This is a genomic window from Streptomyces nymphaeiformis (assembly GCF_014203895.1).
GTDB classification, from domain to species: Bacteria; Actinomycetota; Actinomycetes; order Streptomycetales; family Streptomycetaceae; genus Streptomyces; species Streptomyces nymphaeiformis.
In genome coordinates this window covers 137,909-154,760 of sequence record NZ_JACHJY010000003.1, presented here as the reverse complement: position 1 = coordinate 154,760, position 16,852 = coordinate 137,909, and the positions used below count along the sequence as shown (strand labels likewise).

The window sequence follows — 16,852 nt, the reverse complement described above, 5'->3', positions numbered from 1 at the left end:
GAAGGCCCCCCACCGCGCGCGGTGGGGGGCCTTCGTACATCCAGGGCAGGGTCAGACGCCCGGCGGCACCCGGGACGGGCGGCCCGAGCCGCGCGTCAGGACGTAGCCGCCTATGCCCGAGAGCGCGGCCAGAACGCCGCCCGCGAGGGTCCAGATCCAGCGGTCGGACCACCAGCCGGAGGACCAGCCGTCCTCCGGGGCCGCCGCCTCGACGGCGGTCTTCCGGCCGGCGTCCTCGTCGGCCTTCGCCTGGTCGGCGGTGGTCGCCCCCGGGACGAGCGGCGCGGCGAGCGAGCCGTCGGTGGCGTAGGCGCCGCCCTCGTCGAGGAGGTCGGCCCCGATCCGCGCGGTGAACGGCTGGCCGAGGTCCTCGTCCGGGCCGCCGGTGCGGGTCAGCCGGACGTAGTAGCTGCCGGGCAGCGGGTCGTTCGCCCAGGCGTCGGCCGAGGCCCGGACCGGGCGCAGCACGCAGGCCAGCTCCACGGTCGCGGCGTCCTTCGCCACCGCACGGGACTGCATCCCGTACATGCACGGCTGACGCCGCCGCAGCCCGTCGTACACGTCGATCCGCCAGGTGGCGGGCCCGTGCCGCAGCGCCGCGTCGGGCAGCGTGACCGTGGCCTTCACGGTCGGCCGCTCCCCGGTGTCCGCCGGGAACACCCAGTACAGGTAGTCACCCGTGGCGGCCTGGGCCGTGGCCTGCTGTCCCGGCAGGAACCGGGCGGCGGTACGGAAGGTGGTGCCCGCCTCCGTGGGGCCGGCCTCGCCGGAGGGGGACGCCGAGGCGCTGGGCGAGTCGGCCAGGGCCGCCGGGGCCGCGAGACCGAGCAGGGCCGCGCCCGCGAGGGCGGCCGTGGCGAGCATGCGTACGGTACGCATCAGTTGGTCCTCCAGACAGCGACGCGCCAGCGGGACAGCCAGCCCCAGAGCAGACCGGCCAGGAAGCCGGCGAGCACCAGCACCCCGAGCAGCCACCAGCCGCGGCCGAGACCGAACGAGGCGACGTCCGACGCGCCCGACGGGCCGTCGACGACGTCCACCGTCAGCTCGACCGGCATGCCCGGCGTCGTCTTGACCGACGGGGGAGCGGAGAAGGAGTTGCTGACCTGGAGGCAGACCGTCTCGGCCGCCGGCTTGGCGTCGCCGGGAGCGTCGTCGGCCTCGGGCTTGGGGTAGCGCAGTCCGGTGGAGATGACGTCCGTGCGCCCGTCGCCCGCCTCGGAGCCGCGGACGATCTCCCGGCCGTGGAGGGTGACGGCGCGCAGCAGCACCCCGTAGTCGTTGTTGACGGCCCGGTCGGCCGACACGCTGACGGAGGCGCGCAGTTCCTGGCCGGGCAGCAGGTCCACCCGGTACCAGCGGTGCTCGCCGAAGGACTCGCGGTCCGTGTAGAGGCCGGGCTTCAGCTGCGGCGCCTTGTCGCACTGCAGCGCGCCCTCGGTGGCCACGGGGGTGACGACCGGGTCGGCCGCGCGGTCGACCAACTGCTTGACGCGGTTCGAGAGTTCCTCGGTGCGGTGGACCGAGGTGTACGTGCCTCCGGTCGCCTCGGCGATGCAGGTGAGCTGCTGCCGGGTCTTGGCGTCCGGCACCAGGCCCAGGGTGTCGATGACGAGGTGGATGCCCTTGGCCGCGATCTCGCGCGCCACCTGGCACGGGTCGAGCGGGGCGCAGGTGTCCTCGCCGTCCGTGATGAGCACGATCCGCTTGGTCGCCCCGTCCTCGCCGAGGTCGTCGGCCGCGCCGAGCAGCGCCGGGCCGATCGGCGTCCAGCCGGTCGGGGCGAGGGTGGCGACGGCGGTCTTGGCCTCGGTCCGGTCGAGCGGCCCGACCGGGTACAGCGAGCGGGTGTCCTTGCAGCCGCGCTTGCGGTCGTTGCCCGGGTAGTCGGCGCCGAGCGTGCGGATGCCGAGCCGGACCTCCTCCGGCACCGCGTCCAGGACCTCGTTGAAGGCCTGCTTGGCGGCGCTCATACGGGACTTGCCGTCGATGTCCTTGGCCCGCATGGAGCCGCTGACGTCGAGGACCAGCTCGACCTTGGGGGATTCCTTCGCCGCCGGCTCGTCGGCGGCCGCGCTCGTCGGCAGGAGCACGGCGCTCAGGGCGGCGAGCAGTGCGCAGGCCCCGGTCGCCAGCCGTTTTCTCGTGATCATCGCCGGATCGTATTGATGATCGTCCGACAAACCAAAACCGGGGTGGGTCCTGTCACCCCTGACTGTTGAGGAAGCCGATGAGGCAGGCGCCCCACCAGCCGGTCTGGCTGATGGTCGCCGCCAGGCCCGAGCGGACGAGCAGTCCCCGCGGGACGGAGTCGGAGCGGTGGGCCTCGAGGAGCTGGCCGAGGCGGTGCGCCCAGAGGCCGTTGAGGGTGACGGCGACGACGAGCCCCAGCTTGACCAGCGTCAGCGGGGAGTGGAGGTCGGGGCGGAGGAAGAGCCCGGAGACGACGAGTCCGCCCAGACCGGTCCAGATCGGCGTCTGGAGGGCGACGGCCGTGTCGAGGACGGCGGTGAGCGGCCGCTTCCCCGTCAGCCAGAGCACGGCCAGCCAGTCCACGGCGAGCACCGAGCCGAGCCCCACGACGAGGAAGGCGACGTGGAAGAAACGGGCGACCGTCAGCAGGGAGGCGTCCGCGTGGACGTGTCCGGCGGTCCAGCAGGCTGCCGCGATACCGGCGGTGGCGACGAGCCCGAGGGCGGTGAGGAGCCAGGAAGGGGTGAGCTCCTGCGCGGTTCTGGACATGCGTTGATCTTCCGGACGTATGGACGGAATAAATTAGGTAAGGCGAAGCTAAGTTCCCATCTGTGTGCACGTCAAGCCGGTGTGGTGCACGCCCCGGTCACGGAACCTTCACCGGTGCTCCGGATTCGGGAACTCCGGCTTGCATCCCGCGTCCCAGGCCGAGCGCTGGTTGCCGTGCGCCGGGATGCCGCCGGCCCGCTTCAGGAGCCCGGCCAGATGCATCAGGTTCCACGCCATGAACGTGGTGTTCCGGTTGGTGAAGTCGTTCTCCGGCCCGCCCGAACCCGGATCCAGGTACGAGGGCCCCGGGCCGGCCTCGCCGATCCAGCCCGCGTCGGCCTGCGGCGGCACCGTGTACCCCAGGTGCTGGAGGCTGTAGAGCACGTTCATCGCACAGTGCTTCACGCCGTCCTCGTTGCCCGTGATCAGACAGCCCCCGGCGCGTCCGTAGTACGCGTACTGCCCGGCGTCGTTCAGCAGGCTCGAACAGGCGTAGAGCCGCTCGATGACCCGCTTCATCACCGAGCTGTTGTCGCCGAGCCAGATCGGCCCGCACAGCACCAGGATGTCCGCGGCCATCACCCGCTCGTACAGCTCGGGCCAGGCGTCCGACGCCCAGCCGTGCTCCGTCATGTCGGGCCACACGCCGGTCGCGATGTCCAGGTCCACCGCCCGCACCAGAGAGGTCGTCACGCCCTGCCCCTCCATCACCGACCGGCTGCGCTCGATCAGGCCCTCGGTGTTGCTGGCCTCGGGGGAGCGCTTGAGCGTGCAGTTCAGGTACAGCGCGCTGAGGTCGTCGTACCGGTACTCGGGTGCTGCGGGCGCGGCCATCGGCGGGGTCTCCTCGCTCCGGGTGCGGCCCCCTCCCGGGGCCCGTCCCCAGCCTGCGCACCCGGCGGGCCGCGGGGCCACTCCGGAGCGACCGAACGCATGAGGGCCGGGGGCGGACCTCAGGCGGCCGGAGAGGGTGGATCCTCCGGACCGGGGTCGGGGAGCGCACGGGCCCGGACCGGCCGGGAGATCTCCTGATGGCCCCCGCTCGCGAGAATGCGCACCTCGTCCCGGTCGCTGATCTCGGCCCGGATGATGCCGGTGGCGTCGACGTAGACGGGATGGCCTCCGGACCCCTTGAGGGCCGTGCGCTCCACGACCACGACGTCCTGGGCCGATCCCGTGTCGTCGGAGAACACCAGCTCGTATCGGAGTGGGCTCATCTACCTGATTTTACGCCGATCGGACACGCCCACCCGTCGGAGCCACCGCGTCGACCAGGGCCGCCAGGGCCCTCCCGAGGGCCTCGACACCCGGGCCCGCGGGCCCGCCCGGCTCGCCCATGTACCCGTCCCGGCGGATCTCCACCATCAGGGCACTCACCCGCGGATCCCGTCCGTAGTACTCCAGCGGCACGTACGTCCCCGCGAACGGGCTGTCCGTCCCGACGTCGCCGAACCCGCCGAACGCCTCCCGCGCCGCGTCGAGCAGCGCGGGCGGCGTGTGGAAGGCGTCCGTGCCCAGGCAGACCGGCGGGCGCGGGCCGTCGCCGTGCAGCTCGTACGGCAGCGGCTCCGTCGGGTACGAGTGGACGTCGACGATCACCGCCCGCCCCGCCACCGCCAGACGCTCGGCCACGGCCTCCGTCATCGCCCGCGCGTACGGGACGAAGTACCGGTCGAGCAGCGGCTCCGGATCGAACCCGGCCGGCCGCAGCGCTTCGCGGTGGGTGGTGCGGGTGTACACCGCGCCCATTCCGACGGACAGCATCTCCTCGCGCTCGTCCGGGAACCGCTCGGGGTCGACGACGAGCCGCGACAGCCCGTTGACGAACCGCCAGGGCGCCGCGCCGGCCGCCGCCGCGGCCACGGCGGCGATCTCCGCGGTGTGGGAGTCCGTGATGTGGTCCAGCTCGCGGGCCAGCTCCCCGTCACCGAGCAGGATCCCGTCCCGTACGCCGGCCGGTATCTCGCGGGAGGAGTGCGGCACATGGAGGAGGACGGGGGAGTCCGGGGCCCCGGGGAGGAGCCGGAAGGAGGGCGGGGTGTCGGAGCTCGTGTCGGCTGCGTCGGTCATGGACCGATCCTGCCTCCGACCCCGCCCGCGCCGTGGCGAAACCGCTGGTTAGAGTGGGAGGAGGTCGCGCCGCCGCACCAGGCTCAGGCGTGAGACCGGGCCGACTGTCGACCACAGGGACCCGTACGACCACCCCTGCCCGTCCCAGCCCGGAAATCGCGCATCCCATGAGCATCGACGCCGCACCGCGTCCCGACACCGCCGCCTCCGCCCCACGGGGTGCCCGCCCGCGGTGGATCGCCGGCCGCGCCCCGGCCCGCCCCGCGCCCGGCGCCGCCGTCCACAGCGTCAGCGCCGCGACCGCCGCCCTCCTCGGGCTCGTCGCCCTCGGCGCCCTCATCCACGAGCCGGTGCTGATACCCCCGCTGGCCGCCAGCGCCGCGCTCGTCCACTGCGCCCCCGCGCTTCCCCTCGCCCAGCCCCGCAGCGTGATCGTCGGCCACCTCCTCGGCGCGGCCGCCGGATACGCCGTGGCGGCCGTCGCCGCGCACGGCAGCGCCTGGGCCGCGGCCGTCGCCGCCGGAGTCACCCTCGCGCTGACCACCCTGGCCCGCACCCCGCACTCCCCGGCCTGCGCGACCGCCGTCGTCATCGTGCTCCAGGCCCCCGCGCCCGGCCGGTTCGTCCCCCTGCTGTTCGGGGCGACGGTGCTGCTCGTCCTGACCGCGTTCGCCGCCTCCCGCATCCGCCGCGCCGCCCCGAGGTACCCCGCCTACTGGTGGTGAGCCCCGGGACCCCGGAGCCTCCGCACCCCTGCGCCCCGGCGTGGCGACCGTACGCCCTCCCGCTGATCGCGTGTGCGGGCGCCTGCGGCCCGGTGCGCCCCCGGTGATCCGCACCTCCGGGCGCCTTTCCCCGGGGTGATCGGGTCACCTTCCGGCCGGTTCCGGTCGGAAGCCGCCCGTGGACGCCGGACCGTCCGGAACGAGGGCGTATGACCCCGTGTATGGCCACCTCCTTTCCGTACCTCCGGCAGGACTTCGCCGCCTCCCTCGTCGTCTTCCTCGTCGCGCTGCCGCTCTGCATCGGCGTGGCCGTCGCCTCCGGCGTCCCCGCCGAACTGGGTCTCGTCACCGGCATCGTCGGCGGTGTCGTCACCGGCCTCATGCGGGGCAGCAGCCTCCAGGTCTCCGGCCCCGCCGCCGGCCTCACCGTCCTCGTCCTCGACGCGGTCCGCACACTGGGCCCGGCCGCGCTCGGCGTCGTCGTGCTCCTCGCGGGGCTGCTCCAGGTCGCCCTGGGCCTGCTGCGCTGGGGCCGCTGGTTCCGGGCCATCTCCCTCTCCGTCGTCGAGGGGATGCTCGCCGGGATCGGCCTCGTCATCGTGGCCGGCCAGCTCTATGCCGCGGCCGGACTCAGCGCCCCCTCCTCCGGCCCGTCCCGGCTCGCCGGACTGCCCGCCGCCCTGGGGCGCGCGGTGACCGGCGGCGACACGCTCGTCCCGCTCGCCGTCGCCGCCGCCACGGTCCTGGTGATCGTCGGCTGGCGGCACCTGCCCCGCAGGGTGCGGGCCGTCCCCGGCGCTCTCGTCGCCGTCCTCCTCGCGGCGCTCGCGACCGCCCTGCTCGACCTGCCCGTCGCGACGGTGCGGGTGAGCGGCGTCGTCGACGCCGTACGGCTGCCGGGGGCGGACGGTCTGGCGGCCCTGACCGACCTCGCCCTGCTCGGCACCGTCCTCGCCTTCGCGCTGATCGCCTCCGCGGAGTCCCTGTTCAGCGCGGCGGCCGTGGACCGGCTGCACGACGGACCGCCCACCGACTACGACAAGGAGCTGGTCGCCCAGGGCTTCGGCAACACGCTCTGCGGGCTGCTCGGCGCCCTGCCCATGACCGCCGTGATCGTCCGCAGCTCGGCCAACGTCCAGGCGGGCGCCCGGACCAAGGCCTCCCGTGTGTTCCACGGGCTGTGGCTCCTGGTCTTCGCCGCCCTGCTGCCCGGCACCCTGGAGTACGTGCCGCTCGCCGCGCTCGCCGGCATCCTCGTCCACGCGGGCTGGAAGCTGATCCCGTTCAGGGGCCTGATCACCCTGTGGCGAGGCCACCGCGGCGAAGCGCTCGTCCTCGTGGTGACGGCCCTGGCGATCGTCTCCCTGAACATGCTCGAAGGCGTCCTGATCGGACTCGTCTTCTCCGTCGCCAAGGCGGCCTGGGACGCCTCCCACCTGCGCGTCGACCACACCGACGAAGGCGAAGGGCCCGTCCGCGTCGGCCTGTCGGGCACGGTGACCTTCCTGCGGCTGCCGACGATCCTCGACACCCTCGAATCCCTGCCGCGCGACCGCCCCGTCGTCCTGGACCTCTCCGGGCTCCACCACCTCGACCATGCCTGTCGCGCCGCCCTGGAGTCCTGGGCCGACCGCCACCGCACGAGCGGCGGCCCCGCCTCCGTACACCTCCACGGCCCGCCGGACCGTCACCCCGCCCGCCCCGCGGACGCCTGAGCGCACGCGGCCTCAGCGGTCGACGGCCACCGCCGCGTGGACGGTCTTTCCGTCCGGCCGGGTGTCCACGGACACCTCGCGGCACAGCCGCAGCACGATCGGCCAGCCGAAACCGCCGGGCCGCAGCTCCCCTTGGGGCTCGTGGCGCGGCGGCTCCCCGCTGGCGTCGGCCACGGAGACGGTCACCCGGTCGCTGCCGACGGCGATCCCGAACGAGGTGACACCACCCCCGTGACGATGGGCGTTCGTGACCAGCTCCGAGGTGACGAGCAGCAGGTCGTCGACCTGGGACGGCGGCAGCGGGCCGAGGGCCGTGAGCGTGCGGCTGACCAGCCGGCGTGCCTGCGCCGGGGTGAGGAGCGGCGGCGGTCCGGCCCTTCCGGCGGCTGCCGGAGAAGCCGCGGCGGTCGTACGGGACCGGGTTTCGCTCCGGCTGTTCATCGCGGGTCCCTCACTTCCCGATGTGTCGAAGGCTGACGGGGGACGCCTGCCCGGACACGCCGGAGTGATGCCTCCCGGCCGGGCCGAGGACGACCCGGACCGCCGAGGAGTGGGTCCGCGCGGAGCGGGTACGCGAACCGGGACCGCCGAACGGACAGAGAGCAGGAGGAGGTCGTCCCCGTGCGGACCGAGGTGGCCAAGGCGACGACGGACGTGACGAGCGGTACGACGGGGGAGCTCCCCCTTCTCGAGGCGCCCCGCGAGGTGCCGCCCCGGGACGCCCGCGCCCTGTCGCGGGTGTTCCTCCGCGAACTCGCGGCACGGGAGGAGGGCACGCCCGGGCACCAGTACGTCAGGAACACCCTGATCGAGATGAACATGACGCTCGTGCGGTACGCGGCGGGCCGCTTCTCCATGCGGGCCGACGAGCGGGAGGACATCGTCCAGGTCGGCATGATCGGCCTGATCAAGGCGATCGACCGCTTCGACCTGTCCCGCGAGGTGGAGTTCACCACCTTCGCCGTGCCGTACATCGTGGGCGAGATCAAGCGGTTCTTCCGTGACACCTCCTGGGCCGTCCACGTCCCGCGCCGGCTCCAGGAGGCGCGGGTCGAGCTGGCGAAGGCCACCGACGAACTGAGCGCGCGGCTCGGCCGCGCACCCCGGGTCGCGGAACTGGCGCCCGTCATGGACCTGTCCGAGGAGCAGGTGGTCGAGGCGCAACTGGCCGCGAACGGCTACCGGTCGACCTCCCTGGACGCGGCGCTCGGCAGCGGTGACGAGGAGAACGACGACGCGGCCCTGGCCGACCTCATCGGCGAGGAGGACCCGGCGCTCGCGCTCTTCGAGGACTTCCACACCCTCGCTCCCCTCGTGGAGGCCCTCGGCGAGCGCGACCGGCTGCTGCTGCACCTGCGCTTCGTCGAGGAGCTGACCCAGACGCAGATCGGCGAACGCCTCGGTGTGTCCCAGATGCACGTCTCGCGCCTCCTGGCCCGCAGCCTGGACCGGCTGCGGCAGGGCATGGTCGGGGCGACGACCGGTGACTGACGGGGCGGGGCGCGCCCCGGGCACCCGGCCGGTGGGCTCACCGCACCGAGCCGAGGAACGCGCGCGTACGCGCGTGGGTGGGGGACTCCAGGAGTTCGCCGGCCGGGCCCGACTCCACGATCCGGCCCCGGTCGAACATCAGGATCCGGTCGGAGACGTCCCGGGCGAAGCCCATCTCGTGCGTCACGCACAGCAGGGTGATGTCGGTGTTGCGGGCGATGTCCCGCAGCACGTCGAGCACCTCCGCCACCAGCTCCGGGTCGAGCGCGGACGTCACCTCGTCGAGGAGCAGGATCTCGGGCCGCATCGCGAGCGCGCGGGCGATGGCCACGCGCTGCTGCTGGCCGCCGGAGAGCCGGGTCGGCCGCGCCTCGGCCTTGTCGCCGAGCCCGACCAGGTCGAGCAGGTCCCGCGCCCTGCGACGGGCCTCCTCCCGGCCCTCGCCGAGCACGTGGACGGGCGCCTCGACGACGTTCTCCAGGACGCTCATGTGCGGGAACAGGTTGAACTGCTGGAACACCATGCCGATCCGGCGCCGGAGCACCGCCAGATGCCGTTCGTCCGCCGGCACCAGCTTCCCGCCCGCGCCCCGCGGCATGTGCGAGTAGGGCTGCCCGTCCACGAGGACGAGGCCGTCGGTGACCCGCTCCAGCGTCATGAGCAGCCGGAGGATCGTGGTCTTCCCCGAGCCGCTCGGACCGATCAGCGTCACCCGCTCGCCGCGCCCCACCTCCAGATCGAGGCCGTCGAGCACGGTGTGGTCGCCGAACCGCTTGGTGACCCGTTCGAAGCGCACCGCGGGGGCCGCCGGATCCTTCCGGTCCTCAGTGGGCAAGGCGTTCCTCCAGTCGTCGTACGAGGACGGACGTCGGCCAGCTCGCGAGCAGGAACACCGCGGCGGCCAGGGTGAAGCTCTCCAGATAGGCGAAGTGCGTACTGCCGAAGGTGTTCGCCTCGTGGACCATCTCGTGCACCGTGATCACCGAGAGCAGGGGCGTCTCCTTGAACATGGACACGGCGTAGTTGCCGAGCGGCGGCAGCACGTTCCGTACGGCCTGCGGCAGCACCACCGCCCGCCACACCCGTCGGCGCGGCAGCGAAAGGGCCGTGCAGGCCTCCCACTGGCCGCGTGGCACGGCGTCGATGCCCGTCCGGTACACCTCGGAGAGGTACGTGGCGTAGTGCACGCCGAGCACCAGGACGCCGAGCACCGGGGCGTCGAGCGCGGGCACCAGGACCCAGGCCGCGAACAGCTGCACCAGGAGCGGCGTCGAGCGGACGAACGTGGCCGCCGCGCGTACCGGGAGCGCCAGCCACCGGGGGCCCGCCCGCTGGACGAGGGCGAGGACGAGCCCGAGGACCACGGCGACGGCGAACGCCGGCACGGTCGCCAGGACCGTGACGCCGAACCCCTCCAGTACGGCGGGCAGCGCGGCCCGGGCCGCCTCCCCGTCCCACATCACGCACCGCCTTCCTGCCCGAGCCGGGCCTTCGCCACCCGCTCCAGGGCGTTCATGAGGAGGCTCAGGCCCACGGCCATGGCGAAGTAGAGCCCGAGCAGCAGCAGGTACGAGGCGGCCGTCGCGCCCGTGGCCGAGCGCAACTGGTCGATCTGGAAGGTGAGATCGGGGACGGTGACCAGGGAGAGCAGCGGCGTCGCCTTCAGGAGCTGCACGAGCAGGTTCTTGAACGGCGCGACCATCAGGGCGTGCGCCTGCGGCAGGACGACCCGCCGCAGGCGCAGCGCCGGCCCCATGCCGAGCGCGATCCCCGCCTCGGTCTGCGCGCGGGGGACCGCCGTGATCGCGCCCCGCACCACCTCGGCGCCGTACGCCCCGTAGTTGAGGCCGAGCGCGAGCACGGCGCAGGCGAGCGGTTCGAGCCGGAAGCCGACCATCGGGAGCGCGAAGAACAGCCAGAACAGCTGCACGTACAGCGAGGTCCCCCGGAAGAACTCCACGACGAACCGCGCCGCGCCGCGCACCGGCAGCCGCGCCGACCGGGACGACAGCCCGAGGACGTACGCGAGGAGCAGGGCGAGCGCCGCGCCGAGCACCGTGGCCTCCGCCGTCACCAGGAGCCCTTCCGCGAGCCGGGGCAGCGCGCGCCGGAGCTCGGCCGGGAAGTCAGCCATGCCGGGCGCCCGTCAGCCGGCGCACAGGTCGGCGGTCCGCAGCGAACGGGGCGGCACCTCGCGGGCGGTGAAGCCGTACTTCCCCACGAGCCCGACGAACCGGTCGGGGGAGCCGGTGATCTTCAGGAGTTCCCGGTCGAAGGCGTCCCGCAGCCCGTCCGCCCCCGGCCGGAACACGGCCCCGCCCGCGCCCAGCTGCCGGGCGCCGCCGACCACCGGGACGAACGCCTCGCCCACCTCCACCGGCGCGTCCCCGTTCGTCCGGGCGAGCCAGCGCAGGGAGATGGCGGTCAGCGCGAAGGCGTCGATCCGTCCGGCCAGGAGGGCGTCGAGCCCGTCCTGCTGCTTCGCCAGCGTCTTGACCGATCCGTCCGGGACGCCCGCCGCCTTCGCGTAGGACGCCTCCACGGCCGCGGTCAGCACCCCGACCGTGGCGCCCTTCGCCGCGCAGGACTCCAGGTCGCTCACCCCCTTCGGGTTGCCCTTGCGGACCATGAGCGCGGTGGGGGAGACGAACTCCGGCTCGGAGAAGATCACCTTGGCGCAGCGCTCCGGAGTGATCGCCATGCCCGCGCTCACCACGTCGAACCGGCCGGCGAGCAGTCCCGGGATGAGCGCGCCGAACTCCGTGAGCGTGGGCCGAAGTTCACGTACGCCGAGGGCCCTGAAGATCTCGCGGTGGAGCGTCGGGGCCTCTCCGGCGAGCTCGCCGCCGTCCTGGAAGCCGTACGGCGCCTCACCGGCGAACCCGACCCGCACGAAGCCCTGCTCCCGGAGGGTCGAGAGGAGCTTCGCGTCGCCTTCGGGCGCTCCCGTCCCGGCCTCGGTGCGGGTGCACGAGGTCAGGGCGAGACCGCCGAGGAGGGCCGCTCCGGTGAGGAAGCCGCGGCGGCCGAGCGTCATGAGCGGTCTCCCGGGCGCGCGGCGATGAAGGAGGGGCGTCGGACCGGTGCGGCGAAGGGCGCCTCGGGCTCGTTCTCGACGCTGTTGAAGACGAGGAAGACATTGCTGCGCGGGTACGGGGTGATGTTGTCGCCCGAACCGTGCAGGGCGTTGCAGTCGAACCAGGTGGCCGACCCCGCCGGGCCCGTGAAGTGCCGGATGCCGCAGGCGTCGGCGAAGGTGGTGAGCGCTTCGTGGGACGGGGTCCCGGCGTCCTGCATCCGCAGCGACTGCTTGTAGTTGTCCTTCGGCGTCTCGCCCGCGCAGCCCAGGAAGGTGCGGTGCGAGCCCGGCATGATCATCAGACTGCCGTTGGTGGTGTGGTTCGGGGTGAGCGCGATCGACACCGAGACGGTCCGCATCCGGGGCAGGCCGTCCTCGGCGTGCCAGGTCTCGAAGTCGGAGTGCCAGTAGAAGCCGCTGGCGCCGAAGCCGGGCTTGACGTTGACCCGCGACTGGTGGACGTAGACCTCGGAGCCGAGGATCTGCCGGGCGCGCCCGGCGATCCGCGGGTCCTCGGCGAGCCGGGCGAAGACCGGGCTGATCCGGTGCACCTCGAAGACGGAGCGGATCTCCTGGGAGCGGGGCTCGACGACGGCCCGCTCGTCCGCGCGGACCGCGGGGTCGGCGACGAGCCGGTCCAGCTCGGCGCGGAGCTCGTCGACCTCGTCCGGGGTGACGATCTCGTCCACCGTGACGAAGCCGTCGCGGTCGTACTCCTCCAGCTCCCGGGCCCAGAAGGGTCCCGGTGTGCCGGGCTCGGACCAGACGACGGGGTCCTTGCGGCCGATGAGCTCCTCGCGGGAGCCGCGGGTGGGGTAGAGGTCGACGGGACGGGTGGGTGCGGAGGCCATGGGGTGCCTTCCTTTCGCGTACGGAGGGGGCTCAGGCCTGACCGGTCTCGGGCTCGGTGAGGAGCGGGTAGACGCCGTTCTCGTCGTGGTCCTCGCGCCCGGTGACGGGCGGGTTGAAGACGCACAGGCAGCGGAAGTCCCGCTTGACCCTGAGGGTGTGGCGCTCGTGCCCGTCGAGCAGGTACATCGTTCCGGGCAGGATCGTGTACGTGCGCCCGGTCTCGTGGTCGGTGAGCTCGGCCTCGCCGGCGGTGCAGACGACCGCCTCGACGTGGTGGGCGTACCACATGGAGGTCTCGGTGCCGGCGTACAGCACGGTCTCGTGCAGGGAGAAGCCGACCCGCTCGCGGGCCAGCACGATGCGCTTGCTCTCCCAGGTCCCGGACGCGGCCCGGACGTGCCGCTCGGTGTTCTCCAGCTCGTCGAAGGTACGGACGATCATGGGGTGATGGCCTTTCGTGCGGGGGTGGTCAGGCGGCGCGGCGGCCGGCGGTGTGACGGACGGAGCGGGCCAGGACGCCGAGGCCCTCGTCGAGTTCGTCGTCCGTGGCGGTCAGCGGCGGCAGCAGCTTGACCACCTCGCCGCGCGGCCCGGAGGTCTCCAGGAGCAGACCGGTCTCGAAGGCCCGCCGGCACACGGCCTCGGCGCGCTCCCCGTCGGCGAACTCCAGGCCCCACACGAGACCGCGGCCGCGCACCGCCACCCCCGTCGCCGCGTCGTCGCCGCACAGGTCGAGCAGGGCGCGCTCCACGCGGGCGGCCCGGTTCAGGGTGCGCTCGCGGAGGGCGCCGTCGCGCCAGTAGGCGTCGAGGGCGGCCGTGGCGGTGACGAAGGCGGGGTTGTTGCCGCGGAAGGTGCCGTTGTGCTCGCCGGGCTCCCACAGGTCGAGCTCCGGGCGGAAGAGGCAGAGGGACATGGGCAGGCCGTAGCCGCTGATGGACTTGGACAGGGTGACGATGTCGGGCGTGATGCCCGCCTCCTCGAAGGAGAAGAAGTCGCCGGTGCGTCCGCAGCCCATCTGGATGTCGTCGGCGATGAGGAGCATGTCGTGCCGGCGGCAGAGTTCGGCGAGACCGCGCAGCCACTCGGCCCGGGCGACGTTGATGCCGCCCTCGCCCTGGACGGTCTCGACGATCACGGCCGCGGGGTGGTCGAGGCCGGAGCCGGAGTCGTCCAGGAGCCGCTCGAACCAGAGGAAGTCGGTGACCTGCCCGTCGAGGTAGTCGTCGAAGGGCATGCGGGCGGCGTGGTGCAGCGGGACGCCCGCTCCGGCGCGCTTGGCGGCGTTCCCGGTGACGGCGAGCGAGCCGAGCGACATGCCGTGGAAGGCGTTGGTGAAGGAGACGACCGTCTGGCGCCCCGTGACCTTGCGGGCGAGTTTGAGGGCGGCCTCCACGGCGTTGGTGCCGGTGGGGCCGGGGAACATCACCTTGTACGGCAGGGCGCGGGGTTCCAGGACGGTGGCGCGGAAGGTCTCCAGGAAGGCGCGTTTGGCGGTCGTCGACATGTCGAGGCCGTGGGTGATGCCGTCGTCGGCGAGGTAGTCGAGGAGGGCGCGCTTGAGCACCGGGTTGTTGTGGCCGTAGTTGAGCGAGCCCGCCCCGGCGAAGAAGTCGAGGTACGGGCGGCCGTCCTCGTCGTACAGCCGGCTCCCGGCGGCGCGTTCGAAGACGACGGGCCAGGCGCGGCAGTAGCTGCGGACCTCCGATTCGACGGTCTCGAAGACGGAGGGGGCGGCGATGTCGGTCAGGGTCACGGAGTCTCTTCTCCAGAGTGGGGTGGAGTTCGGCGAGCGGGGGGAGCGGCGGAGCGGTGGTGTGGGCTCAGGACGCCGGTGGTGCGAGGGGACCGATGCGGTAGAGCACCTCGGCCTCGTGTCCCGTCACGGGGAAGGAGGCGGACGGGAAGAGGACCTCGCGGGTGAGGTCCGTGCCGTGCCGGCGGGCGAAGGAGCGGAACAGCCGGTCGGAGGCCAGGTTCCCCGGTGTGACGGTGGCCTCCACCCGGTCGAGTCCGTGCTCGGCCGCCACGCGGGCGGCCAGAGCGTCGAGCAGGGTCCCGGCTACCCCGGTTCCGCGGTGCGAACCCTCCACGGCGACCTGCCAGACGAAGAGCGTCCCCGGCTCGTCGGGCCGCAGGTATCCGGTGACGAAGCCGACCGGTCGTCCGGTGGCGTCACGGGCGACGGCGGTCGTGTCGGCGAAGTCGCGGCACCACAGCAGGTAGCTGTAGGGCGAGTTGAGGTCGAGTTCTCCCGAGCCGCGCGCGATCCGCCAGAGCTCGGCGCCGTCCGCGATCTCGGCCGGGCCGACGGAGACGCCGCCGACCGGGGATGTCAGGGGGGCAGTGGTCATGGGCGCCGAAGTTACCGAGCGGACCGCGGAACTTCCTGGGGCGGAGGTCTTGTTCGAGGCGGTGCGGGCGTGATAGATGCGTCGGCGGCCTCCGTGGCGGGAATCCCTTCCCGAACGCGCGGCACATCCGATCAGAAGCGGTCAAAATGACCGTTTATAACGGGTGGATAACGCATCTTGGTTGTCGGATTCGATCCCTTAAAAACGTGAGACGATCCGGGATTTCGCGTTTGAAGGCGCCGGGAACGGTCAGGCGTAGGGGTCGACATGGCAGGAGCCGGGCCGGGTGCGCCACCGCACCCGGCCCGGCTCCGTCGCGTCCGTGTCGCCCGGACTGCCGGATCGCGACTACCAGATCGCCTCGACCCACTCCGGGTGGTCGATGAACGGGTTCCGGTTGTGCTGGTAGGTGTTGTAGATGACGTCGTTGCGGCGCTCCTCGAAGGCGCTCGGCGGGTCCTGCTCGTTCCACTGCTTCAGGACCGAGAGGCGGCCGTGGAAGGGCACGCTGCCGTTCGTGGACGACTCGTTGGGCTCCAGGTCCGGGAAGCCGTCGTCGCCCTCGTAACGGACGGCCATGTAGAGGATCATGCGGGCCACGTCGCCCTTGTCGGCGTCGCGCGGCTCGAAGGAGTCGCTGTCCGTGTAGCTGCCGGGCGCGCCGCTGACCGCGCTGCCGCCGTTGTCCCAGTCCTTGTTGCCCCGCGTGCTGTTGACCTGCACGTCGCAGGCGCGCAGGTGGTGCAGGTCGGTGCCGGGGCCGGCCGAGGTGCCGAAGTTCCCGTGGGACTGGGCCCAGGTGTGCTCGCGGTTCCAGTCGCCCACGGCGCCGCCGTTGAGGGACTTGCTGCGCGAGACGCCGCTGTAGAGCAGGATCACGTTGTTGGTGTTGTTCGGGTCCTGGTCGGTCGCCTTCAGCGCGTTCCAGACCGCGTCGTACGAGATCTTGCTCTGGCTGCTGATGATGGTGTGCAGCGAGGACTTGAGGCTCGTGCCGGTCTTGCCGATCGCGTTCTTGTAGTACGTGCTGTCGTACGCGGTGGTCGTGGCGCTCGCGGGAGTCGCGGTGACCGCGGGGAGCGTGATGCCGACGAGGGTGGCGGCGACGGCCGCAGCCCACGCCTTCCATCCACCGATCCGCACAACGGACATGGGGGGGCCCTTTCCCGGGGACGGCACGCGCGGGGCGGCGGGCATGGCTCAAAGCCGCCGTTGTCTACGCGTGTTGACTACGTGTCATCGGGAGAGTGGCACACGTCAGGTACCTGTCATGTAACGAGGAGGGGGCTGTTCCATGACGTTCTCGCATCCGGCGCAACCGGAACCGCCCCCTGGTGTTCGTTCGGAGCCTCAGACGCCCCGGACGTCCACCGGCATCCCCTTCGGCTCCTTGATCCGCTTCATGATGATCTGCGAGTTCACCTCGGTGACCCCGGCCAGCGTCGTCAGCCGCTCGATCCACAGCCGCTCGTACGCCGCGAGGTCTGCCACCGCGATCCGCAGCAGACAGCCGGGACTCCCGAACAGTCGGTACGCCTCGATCACGTCCGGCACGTCCTGGAGCGCCGCCTCGAAGGCCTCCACCGTCTCCCGGTCCCGCTTCACCTCCACCGAGACGAGCACCTCGAAGCCCCGCCCCACCGCCTCCGGATCGATGATCGCCCGGTAGCCCTGGATCACCCCGTCCTGCTCCAGCTGGCGCACCCGGCGCAGGCAGGGGGAGGCGCTGAGCCCGACCCGCTGGGCCAGCTCCTGGTTGCTCAGTCGGCCGTCGTTCTGGAGCTCACGCAAGATGTGGAGATCGATCCGGTCCATGGCGCAATT

20 protein-coding genes are annotated in these 16,852 nt (G+C 72.7%); 3 read left to right on the top strand and 17 right to left on the bottom strand.

Going from position 1 to position 16,852, the window contains the following annotated elements; all coding sequences use genetic code 11:
- Positions 1-51: 51 nt before the first annotated feature.
- From GGE06_RS10940 to GGE06_RS10915, 6 genes are all read right to left on the bottom strand, one after another.
- Entirely contained in the window at positions 52-879 is an 828-nt protein-coding gene (locus tag GGE06_RS10940) for a hypothetical protein (protein ID WP_184930702.1), read from the bottom strand.
- Positions 879-2,153 carry a VWA domain-containing protein gene (locus GGE06_RS10935; protein ID WP_116163029.1) on the bottom strand — a complete coding sequence of 425 codons (1,275 nt, stop codon included), beginning with the start codon at positions 2,151-2,153 and terminating at the stop codon, positions 879-881. The genes GGE06_RS10940 and GGE06_RS10935 overlap by 1 nt, the downstream gene beginning before the upstream one ends.
- Before the next feature lie 52 nt (positions 2,154-2,205).
- On the bottom strand, positions 2,206-2,742 hold the full coding sequence (locus tag GGE06_RS10930; RefSeq protein WP_116163031.1) for a hypothetical protein: 537 nt from the start codon (positions 2,740-2,742) through the stop codon (positions 2,206-2,208).
- Between the two features lie 108 nt (positions 2,743-2,850).
- Complete coding sequence (locus GGE06_RS10925) at positions 2,851-3,576, bottom strand: flavodoxin family protein (protein WP_116163033.1); 726 nt, start codon at positions 3,574-3,576, stop codon at positions 2,851-2,853.
- A 119-nt stretch (positions 3,577-3,695) separates the two neighbouring features.
- Positions 3,696-3,959 (bottom strand): DUF6296 family protein, encoded by a 264-nt coding sequence (locus GGE06_RS10920; protein WP_116163035.1) that lies wholly within the window; start codon positions 3,957-3,959, stop codon positions 3,696-3,698.
- A gap of 10 nt (positions 3,960-3,969) precedes the next feature.
- A complete protein-coding gene (locus tag GGE06_RS10915) occupies positions 3,970-4,812 on the bottom strand; it encodes an N-formylglutamate amidohydrolase (protein WP_184930701.1) in 843 nt (280 codons plus the stop codon).
- A 167-nt stretch (positions 4,813-4,979) separates the two neighbouring features.
- Here GGE06_RS10915 and GGE06_RS10910 point away from each other — a divergent pair, with 167 nt between their 5' ends.
- Entirely contained in the window at positions 4,980-5,537 is a 558-nt protein-coding gene (locus GGE06_RS10910; RefSeq protein ID WP_116163039.1) for an HPP family protein, read from the top strand.
- A 221-nt stretch (positions 5,538-5,758) separates the two neighbouring features.
- Entirely contained in the window at positions 5,759-7,252 is a 1,494-nt protein-coding gene (locus GGE06_RS10905) for a SulP family inorganic anion transporter (RefSeq protein ID WP_184930700.1), read from the top strand.
- Positions 7,253-7,264: 12 nt separating this feature from the next.
- On the opposite strand, the gene GGE06_RS10900 is transcribed toward GGE06_RS10905, so the two are convergent.
- Complete coding sequence (locus GGE06_RS10900) at positions 7,265-7,693, bottom strand: ATP-binding protein (RefSeq protein ID WP_116163043.1); 429 nt, start codon at positions 7,691-7,693, stop codon at positions 7,265-7,267.
- A 180-nt stretch (positions 7,694-7,873) separates the two neighbouring features.
- Here GGE06_RS10900 and GGE06_RS10895 point away from each other — a divergent pair, with 180 nt between their 5' ends.
- On the top strand, positions 7,874-8,743 hold the full coding sequence (locus GGE06_RS10895) for an RNA polymerase sigma factor SigF (RefSeq protein ID WP_184930699.1): 870 nt from the start codon (positions 7,874-7,876) through the stop codon (positions 8,741-8,743).
- 37 nt (positions 8,744-8,780) lie between these two features.
- Here GGE06_RS10895 and ehuA read toward each other — a convergent pair whose 3' ends face one another.
- From ehuA to GGE06_RS10845, 10 genes are all read right to left on the bottom strand, one after another.
- On the bottom strand, positions 8,781-9,578 hold the full coding sequence (gene ehuA, locus GGE06_RS10890) for an ectoine/hydroxyectoine ABC transporter ATP-binding protein EhuA (RefSeq protein ID WP_181924731.1): 798 nt from the start codon (positions 9,576-9,578) through the stop codon (positions 8,781-8,783).
- The gene (ehuD, locus tag GGE06_RS10885; protein WP_116163050.1) at positions 9,568-10,203 is read right to left on the bottom strand and encodes an ectoine/hydroxyectoine ABC transporter permease subunit EhuD; all 636 of its coding nucleotides are present in this window, start codon (positions 10,201-10,203) and stop codon (positions 9,568-9,570) included. Before ehuD ends, ehuA begins: the two co-directional genes overlap by 11 nt.
- Complete coding sequence (gene ehuC, locus GGE06_RS10880) at positions 10,203-10,877, bottom strand: ectoine/hydroxyectoine ABC transporter permease subunit EhuC (protein ID WP_116163052.1); 675 nt, start codon at positions 10,875-10,877, stop codon at positions 10,203-10,205. The genes ehuD and ehuC overlap by 1 nt, the downstream gene beginning before the upstream one ends.
- Positions 10,878-10,889: 12 nt before the next feature.
- Positions 10,890-11,780, bottom strand: a complete 891-nt coding sequence (ehuB, locus tag GGE06_RS10875; RefSeq protein WP_184930698.1) for an ectoine/hydroxyectoine ABC transporter substrate-binding protein EhuB — start codon at positions 11,778-11,780, stop codon at positions 10,890-10,892.
- Entirely contained in the window at positions 11,777-12,673 is an 897-nt protein-coding gene (gene thpD, locus GGE06_RS10870; RefSeq protein WP_116163056.1) for an ectoine hydroxylase, read from the bottom strand. Before thpD ends, ehuB begins: the two co-directional genes overlap by 4 nt.
- Before the next feature lie 31 nt (positions 12,674-12,704).
- Positions 12,705-13,115 carry an ectoine synthase gene (locus tag GGE06_RS10865; protein ID WP_116163058.1) on the bottom strand — a complete coding sequence of 137 codons (411 nt, stop codon included), beginning with the start codon at positions 13,113-13,115 and terminating at the stop codon, positions 12,705-12,707.
- 28 nt (positions 13,116-13,143) lie between these two features.
- Positions 13,144-14,424: a diaminobutyrate--2-oxoglutarate transaminase gene (gene ectB / locus GGE06_RS10860; protein ID WP_221518025.1), complete on the bottom strand. Its 1,281-nt coding sequence runs from the start codon at positions 14,422-14,424 to the stop codon at positions 13,144-13,146.
- A gap of 73 nt (positions 14,425-14,497) precedes the next feature.
- Positions 14,498-15,028, bottom strand: a complete 531-nt coding sequence (gene ectA / locus GGE06_RS10855; RefSeq protein ID WP_116163063.1) for a diaminobutyrate acetyltransferase — start codon at positions 15,026-15,028, stop codon at positions 14,498-14,500.
- Positions 15,029-15,376: 348 nt separating this feature from the next.
- Positions 15,377-16,180, bottom strand: coding sequence for an endonuclease I family protein (locus GGE06_RS10850; RefSeq protein WP_116163065.1), 804 nt, complete (start codon positions 16,178-16,180; stop codon positions 15,377-15,379).
- A gap of 198 nt (positions 16,181-16,378) precedes the next feature.
- On the bottom strand, positions 16,379-16,843 hold the full coding sequence (locus GGE06_RS10845; protein WP_116163067.1) for an Lrp/AsnC family transcriptional regulator: 465 nt from the start codon (positions 16,841-16,843) through the stop codon (positions 16,379-16,381).
- Positions 16,844-16,852: the final 9 nt, after the last annotated feature.

What these genes read in the sequence shown, in the direction of transcription:
- GGE06_RS10930 (WP_116163031.1), bottom strand. Translation starts at nt 2,742, where the DNA reads ATGTCCAGAACCGCGCAGGAGCTCACCCCTTCCTGGCTCCTCACCGCC.
- GGE06_RS10910 (WP_116163039.1), top strand. Translation starts at nt 4,980, where the DNA reads ATGAGCATCGACGCCGCACCGCGTCCCGACACCGCCGCCTCCGCCCCA.
- ehuB (WP_184930698.1), bottom strand. Translation starts at nt 11,780, where the DNA reads ATGACGCTCGGCCGCCGCGGCTTCCTCACCGGAGCGGCCCTCCTCGGC.
- GGE06_RS10900 (WP_116163043.1), bottom strand. Translation starts at nt 7,693, where the DNA reads ATGAACAGCCGGAGCGAAACCCGGTCCCGTACGACCGCCGCGGCTTCT.
- GGE06_RS10850 (WP_116163065.1), bottom strand. Translation starts at nt 16,180, where the DNA reads ATGTCCGTTGTGCGGATCGGTGGATGGAAGGCGTGGGCTGCGGCCGTC.
- GGE06_RS10920 (WP_116163035.1), bottom strand. Translation starts at nt 3,959, where the DNA reads ATGAGCCCACTCCGATACGAGCTGGTGTTCTCCGACGACACGGGATCG.
- ehuC (WP_116163052.1), bottom strand. Translation starts at nt 10,877, where the DNA reads ATGGCTGACTTCCCGGCCGAGCTCCGGCGCGCGCTGCCCCGGCTCGCG.
- GGE06_RS10865 (WP_116163058.1), bottom strand. Translation starts at nt 13,115, where the DNA reads ATGATCGTCCGTACCTTCGACGAGCTGGAGAACACCGAGCGGCACGTC.
- GGE06_RS10925 (WP_116163033.1), bottom strand. Translation starts at nt 3,576, where the DNA reads ATGGCCGCGCCCGCAGCACCCGAGTACCGGTACGACGACCTCAGCGCG.
- ehuD (WP_116163050.1), bottom strand. Translation starts at nt 10,203, where the DNA reads ATGTGGGACGGGGAGGCGGCCCGGGCCGCGCTGCCCGCCGTACTGGAG.
- thpD (WP_116163056.1), bottom strand. Translation starts at nt 12,673, where the DNA reads ATGGCCTCCGCACCCACCCGTCCCGTCGACCTCTACCCCACCCGCGGC.
- GGE06_RS10935 (WP_116163029.1), bottom strand. Translation starts at nt 2,153, where the DNA reads ATGATCACGAGAAAACGGCTGGCGACCGGGGCCTGCGCACTGCTCGCC.
- GGE06_RS10940 (WP_184930702.1), bottom strand. Translation starts at nt 879, where the DNA reads ATGCGTACCGTACGCATGCTCGCCACGGCCGCCCTCGCGGGCGCGGCC.
- GGE06_RS10915 (WP_184930701.1), bottom strand. Translation starts at nt 4,812, where the DNA reads ATGACCGACGCAGCCGACACGAGCTCCGACACCCCGCCCTCCTTCCGG.
- ectA (WP_116163063.1), bottom strand. Translation starts at nt 15,028, where the DNA reads ATGACCACTGCCCCCCTGACATCCCCGGTCGGCGGCGTCTCCGTCGGC.
- GGE06_RS10845 (WP_116163067.1), bottom strand. Translation starts at nt 16,843, where the DNA reads ATGGACCGGATCGATCTCCACATCTTGCGTGAGCTCCAGAACGACGGC.
- GGE06_RS10905 (WP_184930700.1), top strand. Translation starts at nt 5,759, where the DNA reads ATGGCCACCTCCTTTCCGTACCTCCGGCAGGACTTCGCCGCCTCCCTC.